The sequence below is a fragment of the Chryseobacterium sp. StRB126 genome (genome assembly GCF_000829375.1).
In the GTDB taxonomy this organism is placed as follows: domain Bacteria; phylum Bacteroidota; class Bacteroidia; order Flavobacteriales; family Weeksellaceae; genus Chryseobacterium.
Genome location: NZ_AP014624.1, coordinates 4,770,919 through 4,787,992, shown reverse-complemented (window position 1 = coordinate 4,787,992; position 17,074 = coordinate 4,770,919). Strand labels below are relative to the sequence as shown.

The following is a 17,074-nucleotide window of genomic DNA, read 5'->3' as shown; positions in this document are numbered from 1 at the left end:
GTCTATAGGTCTATTGTCTATAATACGTTTAACGTTTGTTCTTTAATTTTTTCCAAATCATCCTTCATTCTCACTACAAGTTTCTGAATTTCGGCATGATTGGCTTTGGAACCTAATGTGTTGATCTCTCTTCCGATTTCCTGAGAAATAAAGCCCAGTTTTTTACCATTGAAAGATTCGTTGTCCATTACTTCTTTGTAATATTTCAAATGTTGTGTAAGTCTTACCTTTTCTTCTGAAATATCCAATTTTTCTGTGAAGTAAGCCATTTCCTGATAGAAACGCGTTTCATCTACATTTTCGAATTCTTTCAGAGCCTTTTGGTAACGTTCTTTCACACTCACAATTCTTTCTTCTTCAAAAGGAATCACTTCGCTCAGATATTTATCAATGTTTTGAATATTTCTGTTAAGCTCTTCATGTAAATTGCTGCCTTCAGTTTTTCTGAATTCTTCAAAACGGTCTACTGCAGCATTAACAATTTTTGCTAATGCTTCCCATTCGCCTTCTGTAAGTTCATCAGGTCTTGAGGTGATAGCATCCGGAAGTCTTACTGCCATTTTCAGATATTCGAAATCAGGAGCATCAGATGCAATATTTTTAAGTTCATTGATGTATGAATCAATTAAACCTTTATTGATTTTTACATCATTAGATTCTTCAAGGTTTTCAATATTGACGTAGCAGTCAACTTTTCCACGGATAATTCTATCATTAAGAATTTTTCTGATCTCAAATTCTTTTTCTTTATAACGTAAAGGAATTTTGATATTTAAATCAAAGCTCTTGCTGTTCAGTGATTTAATATCTATTGTTATTTTTTTTCCTTCAAAAACATCTTCGGCTCTACCGAAGCCAGTCATTGATAAAATCATAGTTTTTTATTGTTCTACAAAGATAAACATTTAAATTAGCACAGTGAAATCTGTAAAAGATTCTATTTTACAGATAAAATAATGAATGTGCACTGATGAAAAATCTGATTTCTGTAGTAGGACCCACCGGAATAGGGAAGACAAAACTGGCAATTGATCTGGCAAAGCATTTCAAAACCGAAATTGTTTCTTGTGATTCCCGACAGTTTTTTAAGGAAATGAAAATTGGAACAGCGGCTCCTTCTGATGAGGAATTGGCTGAAGCACCTCATCATTTTATCGGAAACCTTTCCGTAGAAGAATATTATTCTATTGGGCAATATGAAGAAGATGCTCTGAAAAAACTCAATGAACTTTTCCAAAATCATGACACCGTAATTCTCGTTGGTGGAAGCATGATGTATGAAAAAGCGGTGATTGAAGGTCTGAATGATTTACCTGAAGCCAATGTTGAGAATCAGGAAAAGCTTCAGAAGATGATGGAGGAAGAAGGAGTTGAAAAACTTCAGGAAATTTTAAAGGAACTGGATCCTGAATATTTTGAAGTGGTAGATATCCACAATCATCGAAGACTTTTACGGGCAATTGACGTGATCTGGCAAACGAATAGAAAATACTCTGAACAGATTGCTGTTTCTCAGGATACCAGAGATTTTAATGTGATCAGAATCGGAATTGAAGCTCCAAGGGAAGAATTGTATGACAGAATCAATCGCAGGGTTGATATCATGATGGAAAAGGGTCTTTTGGATGAAGTGAAAGGTTTGGAGAAATTCAAAGGATTGACTGCGTTAAATACAGTTGGTTATGCAGAATTATTCAAATATTTTGATGGAGAGTGGGATCTTGATTTTGCTGTGTCTGAAATTAAAAAGAACAGTCGAAGATATGCTAAACGTCAGCTGACCTGGTATAGAAAAGCCAATGATATTTACTATTTATCATTAGGTTACACTCAAAATGATTTCAATAATTTAATTGAATTTCTTTCTATTCAAAATAAATAATGACATACTATGGATTTTACAGAAATGCTTAATATACCATTGAAATAATCATTATTTTTTTTCGTAATTGGCTTTATATGAGTTTTTTATATTAAATTTCCTTATTGATTATTTAAGAGATTTTTTAAACACAATGTAAAACAATTATGAAAAAACTAATTATTTCGGGTTTGGCATCTATGGTAGTCTTTTTCACCGGTTGTGAAAGAGTTTCCAGCCAGGAGAATCAACAGGCTGCTGTTGAAAATCGTGTTGCGAATTCAGCCAACCGTACTGAAAATCCATTAGGAATTCCGCTTCCTTCAGAAATCAGCAGTACAGAAACGGTATGTATTCTGTTACGGCATGCAGAAAAAGAAAACTTTGGAACTGATCCTAATCTTACGAATGCCGGTAAACTCAGGGCCAATGAATTAAAACGTTTACTTGAGAATGTTCATATAGATAATATTTATACAACCCCATATAACCGTACAAAGCAGACAGCTAGTCCACTTGCAGCGAGCAAAGGAATTACGATTAAAGAATATATACCTGCCGCTACCATTGCTGCTACTCAATTATTTATTAACAGCATTCTAGCACAAAATCAAGGAAAAGTTGTAGTTATTGTTGGCCATTCTAATACTGTTCCTGATATGGTAAAGGTATTGAGTAATAATACATTGAATGTGACGATTAGCGAGACACAGTTTGATAATATATTTATTACAAAAAATTCTTCTACGGCGGGATCTTTGTTTGCGGTTCAAAAAAAATATGGACAAAGCACACCCTGATATATCAGCACATCATAGACCTATATAAAAATGCAGCCCTGAAAAAAGGACTGCATTTTAACAATATAATTTAATTTACTACTTCCAACCGCCACCTAGCGCTCTGTATAAATCTACAATGCTGCTTAATCTCTGTCTTTTAATGGAAGCAAGATTCAGCTCGGCCTGAAGAGAATTTCCCTGTGCGGTAATGACTTCAAGATAATTGGCTGAACCTCCTCTGTAAAGAAGTTGTGCACTTTTAATTCCATCTTTCAATGTCGTAGTTTGCTCAGTTGCTTTTTGTTCCTGAACTTTCAGATTTTCATTAGAAACCAAAGCATCGGAAACTTCACCAACGGCATTCAATACAGATTGACGGAATGCTAATACATTTTTCTCCCTTTGAATTTTAGCCACCTCAAAATCTGTTTTTAATTGTCTTTTTTGGAAAATAGGCTGGGTAATTCCTCCTAAAACAGATCCAAATAATGAGGCAGGAATCTGAAACCAGTTATCAAATCTGAATGAATTCACTCCGCCGTTGGCTGTAATTTTTAAAGCTGGATACATATCAGCCTGAGCAATTCCTACCATAGCATTAGATTCCAGTAAAACCAATTCTTTCTGACGTACATCCGGTCTGCGGCTTACCATAGCTGCCGGAAGACCTGCTATGATATTCTGCGGTAGAGAAGTATCAGACATTTCAAGAGTTCTGTTGACTTTATTAGGGGTTTCTCCAACCAAAATACTCAAGGCGTTTTCCTGAATGGCAATGTTCTGTTCCAATTGAGAAATCAAAAGTTCAGTAGCCTGCTTCTGAGCATTGGCCTGCTGAACACCCAATGAAGTTGTATCACCACTTTCCCACATTTTTTGGGTAATCATTAGGGTATTGCTGCTTAGCTCTAAATTGGATTTTGCAATCGCTAATTGTTTGTCAAGCATCAAAAGATTGTAATATCCTTGCGCAATTGCTGCTACAACCTGGGTCTGGATGGCTTTGGAACCTTCATAAGTCTGCAGATACTGCATTCTGGAAACTTCCTGTTGATTTTTAATTTTCCCCCAGATATCAGCTTCCCATGATAAATTGAAAGCTGCATTATAATCTTCAACATGGCTTTGCCCTAAAAATAGGTTTAAACTTTGCCCGTTCATGCTGTTTTTGGATGGCTTAGAAATCTGAGCCGCTACTCCAAAACCAACGTCAGGGTATTGCATATATTTTGCCTGTTTCAGTTTTTCCTGTGAAGAAGCTACCTGTTTTAAGGCAATTTGAAGATCATAATTATTTTTAATCCCTTTTTCAATCAATCCCTGTAGAATAGGATCATTGAAAAACTGTTTCCATTCCAGATTGGCTATGCTTGCTGTATCAGCAGTAGCTGTGTACTGGAATTTTTCCGGAAGCGGAAGGTCCGGCTCCGTGTATGCCAGTTTTGACACACACGAAACAGATCCTAAAGCTATGGCGAATGTTAATATAATATTTTTTAGTCTTTTCATAGTTTTTGTTTAATGACTTAAATAATGTTGAGGTTTATTATTTCCCACAGATTACGCAGATTTACACAGATGTTTGATGATAAGAAAGTCAGAGATTTTCAAAAACTTATGTGTACTTCTTATGCACAAAGCTTTTACTTAAAAAACTTAAGTGTTTAAAATCTTTTGTGGTTTATATATATCATTATTATTTAATTAATAGTTGAAGCTAAAAGTTCTTCTTCCATCTGCTTTTTAAGAAGTCTTTTTTTCTTTTTGCTTGGCATTTTTTCATGCAGGTACTGGAAAACCACATACATTACCGGAATAATGAAGATTCCAAATACCACTCCTGTAAGCATTCCTCCTACAGTACTATAACCGATTGAGTGGTTCCCTTTTGCAGAAGCTCCCTGCGTCCAAACCAATGGAAGCATCCCTACAATGAAAGCAAAAGAAGTCATCAGGATTGGTCTTAAACGTAATCTTGATGCCTGAAGAGCAGATTCAATTAATGATCTTCCTGCTTTTCTTCGCTGTACGGCAAATTCCACGATCAGGATTGCATTTTTAGCCAGTAATCCGACTAGCATGATTAATCCTACCTGTACATAAATGTTGTTATCAATTCCAGCCAGCCCCGTAAAGGCAAATACCCCGAATATTCCGGTTGGAATGGTTAAGATAATGGCAAACGGAAGAATATAACTTTCGTATTGAGCTGCTAACAGGAAATAAACAAATAAAATACTTAACAAGAATATGAAAGTGGTTTGTCCACCAGTTTTGATCTCTTCACGGGTGATTCCTGTCCACTCATAACCGTAACCTCTCGGAAGTGATTGTTTAGCAACTTCTTCTACGGCTTTAATAGCGTCCCCGGTACTATATCCCGGTTTTGGAGTACCATTAATAGTTACCGCATTAAATAAGTTGTTTCTTGTTACAGTTTCCGGACCGAAGGTTCTTTTTAAGGTCACCAAGGTTTTAGCAGGAACCATTTCTCCTGATTTGTTTTTCACATAAATTCCTTCCAAAGAATTAATATCCGTACGGTAAGGAATATCCGCCTGAGCCATTACCCTGTAGTATTTTCCGAATCTGTTGAAATCTGAAACAAAGCTACTTCCGTAATAAATCTGCATGGTTTGCATTAATTCCGTTACAGAAACACCTAATTGATTGGCTTTATCTGTATCTACATCAATGGTGTATTGCGGGTTTCCTGCTGCATACGTGGTAAATGCAAATGCAATTTCCGGTCTCTTCATCAATTCACCAATGAATTGTTGAGTGGTTGTTCCCAATTGTTCAAAAGAACCGTTGGTTTTATCCTGTAACATAAATTCAAAACCGGAAACGTTACCAAATCCCTGAATGGTAGGGAAGTTGAAGAAGAAAGCATTGGCATCTTTTACCTGACTTACTTTTCCTGTTAATGCAGCAGCAATCTGATCCGGATCTTTCATATCTCCACGCTTGTCATAATCTTTAAGTTTGATGAAACCTGCAGAATAAGGGGAAGCATTAGCATTACTGATAAAGTTCATTCCATCAGCTACCCAAAGGTGATTGGTTGCTTTCTCGCCGTTAATAATTTTGTCAATCTGTGCAGTTGCGTTATGTGTTCTTTCTAATGAACTTCCCGGAGGAGTATTCACTGCATATAATACAAATCCCTGGTCTTCCGTCGGAATAAATCCTGAAGGAGCCTTTTTAATCATAAAAATACTAGCGGCAGTAATTACAACAAGGCCTCCAATAGCTACCCATTTGTTTTTGATTAAAAACTTAAGGCTGTAAATATATTTTTTGGTCATGTTGTTGAAGCTGGCATTAAATGCATTGAAAAATCTCGCTCCAAAACCTTTTTTCTGACCATGCTCACCGTGTTCTCCCTGAGGATCATTTAGGAATAAGGCACATAATGCCGGGCTTAATGTCAATGCATTCACCGCAGAAATCATAATAGCAATCGCCAGTGTAAAAGCAAATTGTCTGTAGAAGACCCCTGCAGGTCCTTGCATAAACCCAACCGGAATAAATACGGCACACATTACCAACGTAATTGAAATAATGGCTCCTGAGATTTCACTCATTGAGTTCATGGTGGCATGTTCCACAGGCATTCCTGTCTGTTCCATTTTGGAATGGACGGCTTCAACCACTACAATGGCATCATCTACTACAATACCAATGGCCAGTACCAATGCAAATAAAGTAAGCATGTTAATACTGAAACCAAATAATTGCAGGAAGAAGAATGTTCCGATAATCGCTACAGGTACTGCAATCGCAGGAATTAAAGTAGATCTGAAATCCTGAAGGAAGATAAATACTACAATAAATACCAAAATGAAAGCGATTACTAAGGTTTCCACTACCTGATGAATAGAAGCATCAAGGAAATCTTTAGAATTATACATGATAATCGGCTTCACCCCTTTAGGGAGGGTAGTGCTGAACTGGTCTACCTGCTTTTCAATCTCAGTCAGGATCTCATTGGCATTGGAACCTGCTGTTTGTAAAATGGCAAATCCTGCAACCGGTTTTCCGTCTACTCTGTTTGTTGCTGTATAGGTATAAGAACCAAACTCTACTCTTGCAACATCTTTTAATCTTAGGAATGACCCATCACTATTTGCTTTAATGGCAATGCTTTCATAATCTTCACCTTTGTTCAGCTTCCCTTTATATTTAAGGATATATTCGTACGTTTCCTTACTTCCCTGCCCAAGACGTCCCGGAGCAGCTTCAAGATTGTGATCTTTAATAGCATTCAAAACTTCCTGTGGAGAAAGGTTGTTGGCAGCCAGTCTATCCGGTTTCAGCCAGATTCTCATGGAATAATCTCTTGTTCCGAAAACCTGAGCCTGTGCAACCCCGGGAATACGCTGGATCTGTGGAATCACGTTGATCTTAAGGTAATTCTGTAAGAAAAGTTCATCATATTGTTTTGGATCATCACTGGATAATCCCATAAACATGATCATACTGTTTTGAACTTTCTGTGTGGAAATTCCGGCTTGTACCACTTCCTGAGGAAGTTGGCTCATTGCTTTGGATACACGGTTTTGTACGTTTACGGCGGCATTATCAGGATCAGATCCCTGCTTAAAGAAAACGCTTAGCGTCATGGTACCGTCGTTGCTGGAGTTGGAAGTCATGTAGGTCATGTTCTCAACCCCGTTTACCGCTTCCTCAATAGGAGTCGCCACAGAACGGGCCACTACTTCAGCATTCGCTCCCGGATAAAAAGCCGTTACCTGAACACTTGGTGGGGCAATATCCGGAAAGAGAGCAATAGGCAAATTAAAGAGAGATAAGGCTCCCAATAATAAGAGTATGATGGAGATGACCGTTGAAAGTACCGGTCTTTCTATAAATTGTTTTAACATAAGAAGTTTATTTTTTTAAGTCTTCCGTTTCAGAATATTTACAAAGGTTTTGCTCTCAATAAACTGTCTGAGGAAATAACTTTAGGGTTGATAGAAACACCATCTTTCAGATTTCCGATTCCTGTGTAGACAATTTTTTCTCCCGGTGAAAGCCCTTCAGAGATAAAGTAGTAACTGTCTGTTTTTCCAGAAATTTTGATAGGTTTTCCGGTTACTTTCTTATTCTTATCCATGACATATACATACGTTTTATCCTGAATTTCGAAAGTTGATTCCTGTGGAATAACCACTGCATTGGATATCAGTTGTGGCATGCGTATTCTTCCTGTATTTCCGGTTCTCAGTGCTCCGCTGGTGTTAGGGAAAACAGCTCGTACACTGATGGCTCCTGTTGTTTTATCAAACTGTCCGTCTACAATACTTAGTCTTCCTTTTTCAGGATAAGTACTGTTGTCTGCAATAACCAGGTCTACCATTGGCATATTTTTAAGCTTTTCTTCTAAAGTAGCTCCCGGATATTTATTTTGGAAAGCAATAAAATCAAGTTCACTTAAAGAGAAATACGCATAAATTTCGCTGATGTCTGATAATAAAGTCAATGGATTAGGATCTGTTCTTGAGATTAGGCTTCCTTTTTTGAAAGGGATTCTTCCTATATATCCGCTTACCGGTGCAGTAATGGTTGTAAATCCTACATTAATTCTGGCGCTTCCTACAGATGCTCTGGCCTGTGAAGCAGCAGCTACAGCAGCATCATAATTAGCTTTTGCTGTTTTAAGCTGTACATCAGAAACTACTTTTGCAGCTACCAATGGCTGAAGTCTGTCAACTTCCACTTTTGCCTTTTGTATATTGGCATTGGCAGCCTGAAGATTGGCCTGAGCCATATTCATCTGTTCGCCATAACTTCTTGAATCTATCTTAAATAAAGGCTGTCCGGCTCTTACATAAGCGCCTTCCTCTACATAAATTCTATCAAGATATCCATCAACCTGAGATCTGATTTCCACATTATTTTTTCCTTCCAAAGCAGTCGGAAACTCTTGATAAGTGGTAGCAGGAGAGGTGATAACGGTATAAACCGGAAGTTCAGGAGCTGGTGGTGCATTATTAGATCCTTCTGCAGCTTTGGTGCAGCTCTGTAAAAGAATTATACTTGAAATAAGTACAATAAACCTTGTTTTTCCAGGTATTTTCATTGTTAGTTTAATTTTTTTAATGAAGTGTGAGATTTAAGTAATGTTTTTCTTTAATAAATGCTGTTCTTTTTCCTAACAGTGTTAATAATTAGTTCAAAAAAAATTACAGAATTTTTAATGTCCGATCAGATCGATTGTTTCCATAATTGAAAAATGTTTTTAATGTATTTAAGTATATGAAGATGTGAGGTGTAATGTGTGTTAATTTTGCTAACGGTGTTAATTTTAAAAGAAAAATAAGTACCTTCAACAATTCAACAAAGTAGAGTTTTGCATAAATAGTTTTTGTTTTTAATCAGGAATCAACAGTTGAATGCTATTAATTCAGTGTTAAATTTCCTAACGGTGTTAATTTTAGTTCAAAAAAATATTATAAAGACTTAATAAAAGATGAAACAGTTTCATCTAAAGTCGATTTATTCATCGTAGACGGAATATCACCTGTACGCATCATCATAATGGAAATCATTCCATGTACTGCTGAAAACAGGGCATGAGACATATGACATGCATTATCTGTATTCGAACCGTTTTTCTCAATAATGTTATAAGTACATTCGTAAATAAGTTCCTGGAATGAGGAAAACTCCTTTTTCATCTGCCCTTTTCCACAACACTGCATTCCCAGACCAAACATCAGTTGGTAATATTCCTTATTATTAAAAGCGAAGCTCCAATAAGCATCTACAACAGCAACAAGCTGTTCTTCAGGAGTGTCAAATTTTTGTTGTGCTTTTAATAATTCTATATGTAATTTATGGAAGCCATCTAATGAAATTTCAAATAGAATAGCATCCTTGTTTTCGAAATAATCATACACCACCGGTGCGCTGTACTCAATAGCGTCTGCTATCTTGCGCATGGAAAGTGATGCCCAGCCTTCAGATTTAGCCAAAGTGAATGCCGCCTGCAAAATACTTGCACGGATGGATTCTTTTTCTCTTTGACGACGTTCATGTAAGCCCATGATATTCTTTTCTAACAGTGTTAGCAAAACTACAAACTTTTAAAGATAACTTCCAAACGTTATTTTCATTTTTGTTAAAAAAGAAGGTTAAAAAATTTTTCTTTAAACTGGAAGAGTGGGAGCTGGAAGTAGTTTAAGTGCATAATCTGTAAATTATTGTAAAAACTAATAAAGTATATAGCTTTACTCAATAAATATATCGGGAAGAATAACTTCGGTCTTCCAGCTTCCATCTTCCTTACCATATAACGAAAGAAATTTCTATCTTTGTGAAACTAAAGAAAAAGGATATGAATACTCCCTCCAATATGTTGGCATTAGGTACAAAAGCTCCATTTTTTGAGCTTCCAAACCCGTCAAAAACGAATGAACTTCAGTCTTTAGAAGAACTGAAAGGAGAAAAAGGAACATTGGTTATCTTCATGTGCAACCACTGTCCGTTTGTTCTTCATGTAATTGATAAGATTAATGAGTTATATGAAGACTACAATGAAAAAGGAATTGAATTCATCGCGATCAATGCTAATGATATTGAAAAATATCCGGATGATTCTCCTGAAAAAATGATTGAATTCCAGATCGAAAGAAGATTTGATTTTCCTTATTTATTTGACGAGAGCCAGGCTATTGCAAAAGCTTATGAAGCGGCTTGTACTCCTGATTTCTATTTCTTTGATGATAAATTGGATCTTGTATACCGAGGTCAGATGGATGAATCAAGACCTGGGAATAATAAGGATGTCACTGGAGAGGATTTGATTATTGCTTTTGAAAATCTTTTAGCTGGGGAACCACAGGAAGAAATTCAGAGACCAAGTATGGGATGCAATATTAAATGGAAATAATGAATTGCTGGTTGCTGGTTATTTAGTTGCCGGCTCTTACTTGTATAATAAGGCTGTTCTTTTTAGGACAGTTTTTTTATTTTCTACAGATTGCTCAGATTTCAGGGATTATTTTTCTCGCATTTAGGAGATTACGCAGATTTTCTTAACTGAAATAATTTTATTAATGTTTTGCCACACAAACGTCTGCGAAATTCGCGTAATCTGCGTGAGATTTAAGATAAAGTTGTTTGAATTCTTATGGATTGGCAAATACAGCCTTAGTTTATCCATCCACTTAGTCATTCTGCAGGAATCTAAATATAGTATATAAAAAAATTAACTTGGTCTCATTACACATTCACTTTATTATGCGCATAATCCTTAATAAATTCTGAAGGAGTTTTTCCTGTATACTTCTTAAACATCCTGTTGAAATAAGTCACATTATTAAAACCACAGCTATAACTACATTCAGAAATAGATTTATCCTGAGCCATCAGCAAACAAGCCTTATTGATCCGATATCGATTCACGAATTCTGTAAAGGTAATCTGGGTTGCCTTTTTAAAGAAATTACAAAAAGCTGGTAGTGTGAGATTGGCGAGCTTTGCAACGTCTTCGATATTAATTTCCTTGTCGTAATGATGTTCTACGTAAGTGAAAATGTTTTCAAGACGGGATTTATTTTTTGAGATGATCGTGTAGGGCATGATTTCCTTATTTAAAAGGTCATAATCTTTACACTTTGACAATTCGAAAAGAATTTCAAGCAACAACAGATATCTTTTATAGCCTTCCGATTCCAGCATCAGCTTTAATTTCGGAAGTAGGGCCTTTTTTACTTTGTGATGAAAATGAATCCCGTATTTTGAAAGCTCAAGCAGATTTTTGATGGATCTGGCTTCCACTTCCTGCTGGGGAAACTGGAGAATCTCTTCCTTGAACTGAAGGACAATTTCTTCATGCGGATCAATAGAATTCAACCCAAATCCTGAATGGGGAATATTGGAACCTATTAAAACGAGATCACCATGAGTATAATTGCTTTTATGATACCCAACATGACGGGTTCCGCTCCCGGAAATGACACACACCAATTCAATTTCGGGATGATAATGGTATTCCCATTTGAATTCTGAAATAGGGGAGTTATTATGAATCGTACGAAATGAGCTTTTCTCATTGGGAATTACTCTTTCAAAAGTAACTTTCATTTAATTAATCATATTTAATCATTAAAAATACTAATTATATTAATATTGTTCAAATATTGATTTATTGTGTTAAATTATTGTGAACAGAAATGCTTCTATCTTAGCCGCAAAGAAATAACCTGAATGAAAAACTTCAACATCAAGGCGGTTCTGTTTTTGAACTATTTTGTTTTCGCAATTCTTCTGAATTCTGTAGGAACTGTTATTTTGCAGGTTCAGCAGAACTTTGGAATTTCGAAATCATCTGCCAGTATATTGGAAGGATTTAAAGATCTTCCGATTGCTATTTGTTCCTTCATTCTGGCATCCTTTCTTCCTAAAATCGGAATCAAAAATTCAATGCTGATTGCGTTGTTTTTGGTAAGTGGTATGTGCTTTGTGATGCCGTTTACCAATGATTTTTGGTTCTTTAAATTATTATTTGCCATTGTAGGGGTTTCCTTTGCACTGATTAAAATTTCTGTTTTCACCTCTATTGGTTTGGTGACAGAAACAGATAAAGAACATTCAAGTTTTATGGGCTTTCTGGAAGGCTTTTTCATGATTGGGGTATTGGCCGGAAATGTTTTGTTCAGCTTATATATTGACGATCATAATCCGAAATCTACGCATTGGCTGAATGTATATTGGATTTTAGGAGCTCTTTCCTCGCTGTCTTTTTTGTTTTTATTCTTTTCTAAATTAAATGAAAATGCTGCGAAAAGTGAGAAAACCGATTGGCTGGGAGATCTGAAAAACAGTGCAAGCCTGTTCAGTTACAAAAAAGTATTGTGCTTTTTAGTATGTGCATTCCTTTTTGTATTGGTGGAGCAGAGTTTCCAAACATGGACACCCACATTTTATAAAGAAATTTTAAAAGTTCCTACTTCCATGAGTATTCAGGCTGGAGCTGTTTTAGCCGGAGCTTTTGCATTAGGAAGGTTTTTATCCGGATTTTTTTCCAGAAAAATCAGTTGGATTTATGTGGTTTCATTCTGTGTGATTGGATTTGCAGTAAGCTTACTTTTGGTACTTCCATTAACTCACAATATTCATATTGACACGGACACAAATTGGTTGAATGCTCCGCTTGTAGTATATCTGTTTCCATTAATGGGAGGTTTGTTAGCCCCAATTTATCCGAGCATTAACTCAGTAATATTGGCTTCCATTCCTAAATATTTACACAGCGCAATGTCCGGACTGATTGTGGTTTTTTCTGCGATTGGAGGAACCATAGGTTCAATCATTACAGGTTTTGTATTTCAGGAATTCAGTGGTCAACAGGCATTTTACCTTTCTCTGATTCCCCTTTCGCTGTTAATCACTTCAGCCATTTTTATGAATAAATTAAAAATTAACCCTAAAAAATAACCATGAGTAATCAGCTTTATATTAAAGAAATTCAGGTCCTTTTCGATGCAGTACAGAAATCAGAGATTTTTGAAGATCAGAAAATGATGACGGATGCAGTTCCTTTATTTCCGATTGCAGAGATTAATGCAAAATACGAGCAGGAGAAAGATTCTGCTGGTTTTGATCTGAAACATTTTGTGATGACTCATTTTGATTTTTTAGGAGCTAAAATTTCTGTTCGGAGAGAAGATCATCTTCCCATTGAGCAGCATATAGAAAAGTTATGGGATGAACTGACGCGTACTGCTTATGAAGAAAAAGGAACACTTTTGAAATTACCAAAGCCTTATATCGTTCCGGGTGGGCGTTTCAATGAGTTTTTTTATTGGGACAGCTATTTTATCATGCTGGGGCTGCAGGTTTCAGGGAGAGTGGAAATGATGGAAAATATTGTGGAAAACTGTTCCTATTTGATTCAGAATGTTGGATTTGTTCCCAATGCGAGCAGAACCCATTTTTTAAGCCGTTCACAGCCACCTTATTTCTCATTGATGCTGGAACTTCTTGCAGAGACAAAGAATGATGAAGCTATTTATTCAAAATATCATGATACTTTGGAAAAGGAATATGCTTTCTGGATGAATGGGGAAGAGAAAACAGAAAGTGGTTCAGGTTTCAGAAGAGTCGTGAAAACCCAGGATGGAGATCTCCTGAACAGATATTATGATGCGGAAAATGAACCTCGCCCAGAAAGCTATCTAATCGATATTGAAGATCAGGAGAATGCTTCAGGAAAAGAATTTTACAGAAATATAAGAAGCGCCTGTGAATCCGGCTGGGATTTTTCCAGCAGGTGGTTTGCAGACGGAGAACATATTCAGACGATAGAAACCCTGAATCTTGCTGAGGTTGATTTAAACTGTCTTTTATGGCATTTGGAAACTACATTGGCAAAATCATCAGCATTTCAGAATCTGAAAGACAAAGAAAATTATTTTACTGAAAGAGCAGCAAAGCGAAGACATATGATTAATAAATACTTCTGGGATGAAAAGACGAAGATTTACAGAGATTATCATATTAAAAAAAACACAAAAACACTGTCTGAACATATTGCTGCTCTTTACCCTTTATTCCTTGGAATGGCAGATCAGGATCAGGCTAAAGCAGTAGCTGAAACTATTTCTGAAAAGTTTTTATATCCGGGAGGGTTGGTTACCACTACCCAAAAAACTGGACAACAATGGGATTTACCAAATGCCTGGGCACCTTACCAATGGCTTGGCTTTAAAGCAATGAAAAATTATGGCTTTAATGAACTGGCTGAAACAATTAAAAATAACTGGTGTTTCAATGTAGAAAGAGTCTACAAGAATACAGGAAAACTGATGGAAAAATACAATGCATTAGATACGGAAACAATAGCAGGAGGCGGAGAATATCCCAATCAGGATGGATTCGGTTGGACGAATGGTGTGTATTTAAAACTACAACAAAACTGAAACTAACAATAAAAAATAGGGCTATGAAAAAAAAATCAATCTTTTTAATCGCCGCAACAGCTACGTTATATTTTAATAATGCTTATGCACAGGAAACTTCACAAGATTCTGTGAAAGTTTCTTCTATCGATCAGGTTGTCATTACCGGGAACTCCAATCCTAAGAAAAAAATAGAATCCAGTACTGCTATTTCAACATTCAGTGCCAAGGAGATTCAAAAGCAGAACCCCATCAGTGCTGCTGCTTTGCTTCAGAGAGTTCCGGGGTTTGCCGTAGAAACTTCAGGAGGTGAAGTAGGGAACAACCTTTTTGCAAGAGGGATTCCGTCTGCAGGAGCTTACGAGTTTGTGCAGGTTCAGGAAGATGGTCTTCCGGTTTTTGAAGATGGCGCACTCCAATTTGCTAATGCAGATAATTTTTTCCGTGTAGATAATACTGTAAGCCGTCTGGAAGCTCTAAGAGGAGGTTCCGGGTCTATTTATGCCAATAATTCTCCGGGAGGATTAATCAACTTTATTTCAAAAGAAGGAACCAATGATTTTAAAGGAAGTGCAAAACTGGAAACCAGTACTTATGGATTGATCCGTACAGATCTTAATGTGGGGGGCGCTTTGGTGAAAGATAAATTATTTTTCAATATTGGTGGTTTCTACAGATCAGATGACGGGATCCGTAAAACAGGATTCAAAGCTAATAACGGAGGACAGATCAGAATGAATCTGAAATATGTATTTGATAAAGGCTATGTTAAAGTTTATTATAAAAAGCTGGATGACAGAAATACGTTCTTCCTTCCGATTCCTTTAACGCAAGATGGTGATAAACTGAAAGGATTTGCAGGTTTTGATCCCAATTACGGAACTTACAGTTACAGAGCCATCAGCCAGTTAAATATTCCACAAGCCGGTGGTGGTTTTTTCAGCAGAAATCTGGAAGATGGTATTCATCCTAAAGTAGATGTATTGGGTGCTGAATTTAAGTACGATCTGGGTGGAAACTTCAGTGTTTTAAATAAGACCAGATATACTAATATTGATATGAACTATACGGGAATTTTCCCGGCAGGAGCCCCTCAAACAGGTGCTGATTTTGCTACAAAGGATATGGGAATGACTAACTATCAGTACTCGATGGTAAGCAGTGGAGCAATGGTAGCCCCTCAGTTTGTTCAAAAATTAGGATTCTGGGCTATAGATAAACAAATGAATAATTTTGTGAATGATCTACAGTTCAATTATAAATTCGATAAAGGAAATGTAACGGCAGGATTTTATAAATCAAACTGGAAGTCTCATCAATACTGGAACTGGAGCAATATTTTAGCAACAGCAACAGATAGACCTGAACTGCTAAACCTGGTAGATCCTTCTCTTAGTCCAAGCAGTGTAGGATATTCTAAAACCTATAATGGAGTTTTAAACATGTCTAGTTTACTTAGAGATTCGCAGATTCAGGGAAGCTTAAATGATCTTTATTTAAATCTGGATTATAATGTAACCGATGCATTAAGCTTTAATGGAGGAATCCGTTACAGCCGTGATTATTACAGAGGATATAAAGTCAATACCACGACAGCCAATCTTAATAATTCAGGTTTAACGGTTGACGGAACTCATGGTTTTGATACCACAACAGCCGATGATAATATGAATGTTCTGGGGAATCAGTTTACCTATTGGTACTATGATATTAATAAAGTTTCCTATACATTAGCTTCCAATTATAAGATCAATCGTGAAAATGCGGTGTATGCCCGTTTTTCTCACGGTTTCAGATCTCCGAATGAAGAAGCGTATTACAATAATATCGGAAATATGAGTGTTGTAAAACCTGTACTCACGAATCAATTGGAAGTGGGATATAAGTATTATTCCCGTACTTTCGATATTGCAGTGATTCCTTTCTATTCTGCACTTAAAAATCTTTCGTTTACTGATGTTTATTCAGATGGAACTTCAGAAAATAAATTTGCCAATACTACCAATTTTGGAGTAGAAATTGAAGGATATGCCAGATTATTCAATAATATCTTTGAAGTTACTTTCAACGGAACCATTCAGAATCCAAAATATAAAGATTTTACAGGAAGAAATGCTGATGGTACTACCTTCGATTATAGCGGAAATGTAGTAAGAAGAATTCCTAAATTTTATTTCAATATTTCTCCAGCAGTAAATATCACCAAAGAATGGAGAGCGTATGTAAGCATGAATTATTATGGAAAGCGTTTCCAGAATGAAGGAAATACAGATGATAATATTTTACCTTCTTTCACTGAATTTGGAGCAGGAATGTCTTATCAGTTAGGAAAAATTCGTTTTGCGGTTGATGGAACCAATATCTTTAATACCATCGGCATTACAGAAGGAGATCCAAGATCCCAAACCTCAACAGGTTCTACCATCAGAATGGCAAGACCTATTATGGGGGCAGCGGCCAGAGCCTCAATTACTTTAGATTTCTAAACTCTATTTCTTTATAACACGAAACCGTCAGGACCA

General features: G+C 36.4%; 12 protein-coding genes. 6 read left to right on the top strand and 6 right to left on the bottom strand.

The window, feature by feature from the left end; translation table 11 throughout:
- Nucleotides 1–17: 17 nt before the first annotated feature.
- Nucleotides 18–875 carry a YicC/YloC family endoribonuclease gene (locus tag CHSO_RS21625; protein WP_084221045.1) on the bottom strand — a complete coding sequence of 286 codons (858 nt, stop codon included), beginning with the start codon at nt 873–875 and terminating at the stop codon, nt 18–20.
- A 95-nt stretch (nt 876–970) separates the two neighbouring features.
- On the opposite strand from CHSO_RS21625, the gene miaA reads away from it, so the two are divergent.
- Entirely contained in the window at nt 971–1,882 is a 912-nt protein-coding gene (gene miaA / locus CHSO_RS21620) for a tRNA (adenosine(37)-N6)-dimethylallyltransferase MiaA (RefSeq protein ID WP_045500768.1), read from the top strand.
- 146 nt (nt 1,883–2,028) lie between these two features.
- Nucleotides 2,029–2,661 carry a SixA phosphatase family protein gene (locus CHSO_RS25200; RefSeq protein WP_052480684.1) on the top strand — a complete coding sequence of 211 codons (633 nt, stop codon included), beginning with the start codon at nt 2,029–2,031 and terminating at the stop codon, nt 2,659–2,661.
- 78 nt (nt 2,662–2,739) lie between these two features.
- Here the strand turns inward: CHSO_RS25200 and CHSO_RS21610 are convergent, their stop codons facing one another.
- The 4 genes from CHSO_RS21610 to CHSO_RS21595 all read right to left on the bottom strand — a co-directional run bounded on the left by CHSO_RS21610 (nt 2,740) and on the right by CHSO_RS21595 (nt 9,722).
- Nucleotides 2,740–4,152 (bottom strand): efflux transporter outer membrane subunit, encoded by a 1,413-nt coding sequence (locus CHSO_RS21610; RefSeq protein WP_045500766.1) that lies wholly within the window; start codon nt 4,150–4,152, stop codon nt 2,740–2,742.
- Nucleotides 4,153–4,343: 191 nt separating this feature from the next.
- Nucleotides 4,344–7,529: an efflux RND transporter permease subunit gene (locus CHSO_RS21605; RefSeq protein ID WP_045500764.1), complete on the bottom strand. Its 3,186-nt coding sequence runs from the start codon at nt 7,527–7,529 to the stop codon at nt 4,344–4,346.
- Between the two features lie 38 nt (nt 7,530–7,567).
- A complete protein-coding gene (locus CHSO_RS21600; protein ID WP_045500762.1) occupies nt 7,568–8,728 on the bottom strand; it encodes an efflux RND transporter periplasmic adaptor subunit in 1,161 nt (386 codons plus the stop codon).
- A 370-nt stretch (nt 8,729–9,098) separates the two neighbouring features.
- The gene (locus tag CHSO_RS21595; RefSeq protein ID WP_232509109.1) at nt 9,099–9,722 is read right to left on the bottom strand and encodes a TetR/AcrR family transcriptional regulator; all 624 of its coding nucleotides are present in this window, start codon (nt 9,720–9,722) and stop codon (nt 9,099–9,101) included.
- A gap of 263 nt (nt 9,723–9,985) precedes the next feature.
- Here CHSO_RS21595 and CHSO_RS21590 point away from each other — a divergent pair, with 263 nt between their 5' ends.
- On the top strand, nt 9,986–10,540 hold the full coding sequence (locus CHSO_RS21590; RefSeq protein ID WP_045500758.1) for a thioredoxin family protein: 555 nt from the start codon (nt 9,986–9,988) through the stop codon (nt 10,538–10,540).
- A 332-nt stretch (nt 10,541–10,872) separates the two neighbouring features.
- Here CHSO_RS21590 and CHSO_RS21585 read toward each other — a convergent pair whose 3' ends face one another.
- On the bottom strand, nt 10,873–11,736 hold the full coding sequence (locus tag CHSO_RS21585; RefSeq protein WP_045500756.1) for an AraC family transcriptional regulator: 864 nt from the start codon (nt 11,734–11,736) through the stop codon (nt 10,873–10,875).
- A gap of 123 nt (nt 11,737–11,859) precedes the next feature.
- Between CHSO_RS21585 and CHSO_RS21580 the strand changes: the two genes are divergently transcribed.
- The 3 genes from CHSO_RS21580 to CHSO_RS21570 are packed head-to-tail and all read left to right on the top strand — an operon-like array spanning nt 11,860 to nt 17,038.
- Nucleotides 11,860–13,089 carry an MFS transporter gene (locus CHSO_RS21580; RefSeq protein WP_045500754.1) on the top strand — a complete coding sequence of 410 codons (1,230 nt, stop codon included), beginning with the start codon at nt 11,860–11,862 and terminating at the stop codon, nt 13,087–13,089.
- Nucleotides 13,090–13,091: 2 nt separating this feature from the next.
- A complete protein-coding gene (locus CHSO_RS21575; RefSeq protein WP_045500752.1) occupies nt 13,092–14,573 on the top strand; it encodes a trehalase family glycosidase in 1,482 nt (493 codons plus the stop codon).
- A gap of 23 nt (nt 14,574–14,596) precedes the next feature.
- On the top strand, nt 14,597–17,038 hold the full coding sequence (locus CHSO_RS21570; protein WP_045500750.1) for a TonB-dependent receptor: 2,442 nt from the start codon (nt 14,597–14,599) through the stop codon (nt 17,036–17,038).
- Nucleotides 17,039–17,074: the final 36 nt, after the last annotated feature.